The organism is Streptomyces sp. GC420 (genome assembly GCF_009916105.1).
Classification (GTDB): Bacteria; Actinomycetota; Actinomycetes; order Streptomycetales; family Streptomycetaceae; genus Streptomyces.
In genome coordinates, this window is record NZ_JAAAXQ010000531.1 from 1 (window position 1) to 4,085 (window position 4,085).

Consider the following 4,085-nt stretch of genomic DNA (forward strand, 5'->3'; position numbering starts at 1 on the left):
GGTGGGGATGAGGGCAGGCGCCGGCGCGGGGGTCGGATCCGTCCCACAGCGCGAGGCTGATCCGCTGTCCGGCGTCGGCCCAGGCCGGCGGGGTCCGCACCACGAGGTGCACCGGGCTCGATCCGTCGCGCCCCGCGGCTTCGTACCGGGCCAGGGAGATGGTCAGGCCCGGGCGCAGCAGCCCGTCGGGAGCGATCCTCGGCATGTGCCAGCGCAGCAGGTCGGGAGCCAGGTGGCGCAGATCGGCCCGGACCCGGGCCGCGAGTTCCCGGCCATGGGTACGCGCCGTGGAACGCGGACTGAGATCGACATCGATGCCTGCGGCGGCGCACGCCCCCGCCCAGTCCCCGGCGCGACGGCGGGCGGTCGCAGTCTCGATCATGGAGGGCGGCACGGCGAACTCGCGCACGCGCGGCCAGAAGGAAGGGAGGGAGTCCCGGGAATCCTCGTTCGCGGTCCGAGTGAGCATCAGCACTCACCTTGCGCGGACGGGGCCCCCAATCTGTGAACAGAGTGAGTCGTCATCGCGGCGAGCATAACGCTCCTGATCACGATCTGCCAGGTGTCTCCGCCCCGCCGCCACCGGGCACCCGGCGGCGGCGGAAGAAGGCGCAGGACCGGCCCCGCGCGGGATAACCGGCAGGCGCTGCAGGCCACTTGAGCGCACGGTGGCTACGACGTCCGGCCACGGCGGGGGCCGCCCAGGGCGTATTCCGAGTCGCCGGGACACCGCCTCAACGGATCGGCCGTCCACCGTGTGAGCGCGCGGAACACGCGGACCCGGCCGGCGGGCTCCCGGCGCCCGCGAACCCGGGACCAGGCCCACCCTCTCTCGATTGCCCCGCCCGGGCCACGGAAACCGTTCGCCGGACAAGGCGGCGCTCTGCTTGGCTCGCCCCATGAGCGATCTTCACATCCGCTGCGCCACTCTCTCGGACATCGACGCCGTACTGCGGTTCTGGCGCGAAGCCGCGGAAGGAACGAGCATCAGCGACGATCCCGACGGAGTGACCCGGCTCATCACACGCGACCCCGGGGCCCTGCTCCTCGCGGAGCGCGACGGGGTCCTCACGGGGACCGTGATAGCCGGCTTCGACGGATGGCGATGCTCCGCCTACCGGCTCGCCGTACACCCCGGCCACCGCCGGCAAGGCATCGCCACCGCCCTCTTGGAGGCCGCCGAGCAGCACTTCGTCGCCCTCGGCGGGCGACGCGTCGACGCCATGGTCCTGGAAGCCAACGAACAGGCACACCACACATGGGCCGCGGCCGGATACCACCGCGAGGACCACTGGCGGCGCTGGGTGAAGCCGCTGTAGGCGCGGGCGGCTCGCTCCCGGGCCGGGCGGCGCACCCGGGGTGCACGCGACCGCGCTCCCGGGCGAGCGGGCAGCGCACTCGGACGAACTGCGCTCCGGGACGAACGCGCGACGGCAGGCGCCGCCGTCCGAGCTCTGGACGGCCGTGCGGTGCACCCAGACCCACCACGGCACGCGGCACTTTGCCGGTCCTTTACCATGTACGGGCACACGCATCCGTGTGCCCGTACCAGAAAGGTGTGTGAGTGTCCGCCCATGGGCGAGCCTCCCAGTAGCGGTTCCCGCCGCAGCCGACATCGCGCGTTCCCCCGAGCCCTGTCCGACCATGGGACGGAGGTGAACCGATGACCGAGCTGCTTCTCCTCCTCGTGGCGCTGCTGCTCTGCCTGGCCTGCGGCGCGTTCGTCGCGGCGGAATTCTCGCTCACCACCGTCGAGCGCGGCCGGCTGGAGCGGGCCGTCGAGAACGGCGAGCGCGGCGCCCTCAGTGCCCTCAAGGCGGTCCGCGGGCTCACCTTCCAGCTCTCCGGCGCACAGCTCGGCATCACGGTCACCAACCTGGTGGTCGGCATGCTCGCCGAGCCGTCCATCGCCAAGATGCTCTCGGGCCCCCTGGGGGACCTCGGGCTGTCCGAGTCCGCGTCGTCGTCCGTGGCGCTGGTGATCGGCACGGCCCTGTCCACGGTGGTGCTGATGGTCGTCGGCGAGCTGGTGCCCAAGAACTGGGCGATCTCCTCGCCGCTGGCCGTCGCCAAGCGTGTCGCCCCGGCGCAGCGCGTCTTCAGCGCGGCGTTCCGCCCCTTCATCACCCATCTGAACAACACCGCAAACCGGCTGGTGCGGCGGCTGGGCGTCGAGCCCGCCGAGGAGCTGGCGTCCGCGCGCGGCCCGCGCGAGCTGGCCGCGCTGGCGCGGCACTCCGCGAAGGAGGGGGCGCTGGAGCGGGACACCGCCGAGCTGTTCGTCCGCACGCTCAATCTCGCGGACCTGACCGCGGAGAACGTGATGACCCCGCGGGTGCAGGTCACAGCCCTCGAGGTGCAGGCCACGGCGGAGGATGTCGCCAACGCCACCCGCGCCACCGGTCTGTCCCGTTTCCCCGTCTACCGGGGCACCCTTGACTCGGTCGTCGGCATCGTCCACATCAAGGACGTTCTGGCGGTGCCCGCCGGCCAGCGGCGCCGCCGCCCCGTCTCCGAACTGCTGCGCGAACCGCTGCTGGTGCCCGAGTCACTGACCGTGGACCGGCTGCTGGACCGGCTGTCCGGGAAGCGGACGATGGCCGTCGTCATCGACGAGTACGGCGGTACGGCGGGCGTGGCCACGCTGGAGGACATCGTCGAGGAGGTCGTCGGCGAGGTGCGCGACGAGCACGATCCGCACGAGACGCCCGACCTGGACACGGCCGGCACGGACCAGGACGGCCGGCAGCTGTATTCGGCCGACGGCGCGGCCCGCACCGACCAGTTGGAGGAGATCGGGCTGCGGGTACCGGAAGGCCCGTACGAGACCCTCGCCGGGCTCGTGGCCACCGAGCTGGGGCGCATTCCCGAGGTCGGTGACGCGCTGGAGCTGGGCGGCTGGCGGCTCGACGTGGTCGACGCACGCGGGCGCCGCGCGGCGCGCGTCCTGCTCCACGCGCCCGTCGGCGGCCCGGACCGGCACGGGGAGGTGGACCGGTGACCACCGTCCAACTCCTGATCGCACTGCTCACACTGATCGTGAACGCCTTCTTCGTCGGCGCCGAGTTCGCGCTGATCTCGGTGCGGCGCAGTCAGATCGAGCCGCACGCCGAGGCCGGCGACCGGCGGGCACGCGGCGTCCTGTGGGGACTGGAGCACGTGTCGGCGCTGATGGCGGCGGCGCAGCTGGGCATCACGCTGTGCACCCTGGTGCTCGGTGTGGTCTTCGAACCCGCCATCGAGCATCTCCTGGAGCCTCTGTTCGACGCGGTGGGCATGCCGCACGGTCTGATCGCGCCGGTCTCCTTCGCGATCGCGCTCGCCGCCGCCACATATCTGCACATGCTGTTCGGCGAGATGGTGCCGAAGAACGTCGCTCTCGCGGAGCCGGTACGCAGCGCGCTGCTGCTGGGTCCTCCGCTGGTGGCGGTGACCCGGGCGCTGCGGCCGGTGATCTTCGCGATCAACGCCTTCGCCAATGTGCTGCTCAAGCTGCTGCGGGTGGAGACGAAGGACGAGGTGGCCGCGGCGTTCTCCACCGCGGAGCTCGCCCGGCTGGTCAAGGACTCCAGCGAGGCCGGTCTCCTCGACGACCGGGCCCGGGAGCGGCTGCACGACGCGCTGGAGCTGGGTACCCGGCCGGTCCGGGACGTGGTCCTGCCGCTGGAGCGCGTCGTGCGCACCAGGATCGGGGTGACCCCGGAGGAACTGGAGGCGCTGTCCGCGACCTCGGGCTTCTCCCGTTTCCCGGTCGTCGACGACAACGGCGGCATCGTCGGCTACCTGCACGTGAAGGACGCACTCGACGCGGACCCGAGGGATGTGCCCTTCCCGGTGTCGGCGATGCGCCCGATCGCGCGGGTACGGGCGTCGACGCCGATGGACGACGTGCTGACGGCGATGCGGCGCAGCCGCACGCACCTGGCGGCCGTCCTGGACGAGGACGGCAGGCTGGCGGGGCTGGTCACCATGGAGGACGTCCTGCGCGAACTCGTCGGCCCCCCGGCCGCCTGACCACGACCTCCGGCCCCCGCCTCGGTCTCCCCCGGCCGGGGGCACCTCCCCCTGTTCCCTGTCTCTTATAA

The 4,085-nt window shown here is 72.4% G+C and carries 3 protein-coding genes and 1 pseudogene; 3 read left to right on the forward strand and 1 reads right to left on the reverse strand.

Features of this window, described 5'->3' with window-relative positions; translation table 11 throughout:
* Positions 1-469, reverse strand: a pseudogene (locus GUY61_RS35515) (hypothetical protein); the annotation flags it as partial.
* A 430-nt stretch (positions 470-899) separates the two neighbouring features.
* On the opposite strand from GUY61_RS35515, the gene GUY61_RS35520 reads away from it, so the two are divergent.
* The 3 genes from GUY61_RS35520 (at position 900) to GUY61_RS35530 (ending at position 4,014) form a co-directional block, all read left to right on the forward strand.
* Positions 900-1,319: a GNAT family N-acetyltransferase gene (locus GUY61_RS35520; RefSeq protein WP_166634434.1), complete on the forward strand. Its 420-nt coding sequence runs from the start codon at positions 900-902 to the stop codon at positions 1,317-1,319.
* Positions 1,320-1,663: 344 nt separating this feature from the next.
* Entirely contained in the window at positions 1,664-3,001 is a 1,338-nt protein-coding gene (locus tag GUY61_RS35525; RefSeq protein ID WP_166634435.1) for a hemolysin family protein, read from the forward strand.
* Positions 2,998-4,014: a hemolysin family protein gene (locus GUY61_RS35530; protein WP_166634436.1), complete on the forward strand. Its 1,017-nt coding sequence runs from the start codon at positions 2,998-3,000 to the stop codon at positions 4,012-4,014. The genes GUY61_RS35525 and GUY61_RS35530 overlap by 4 nt, the downstream gene beginning before the upstream one ends.
* Positions 4,015-4,085: the final 71 nt, after the last annotated feature.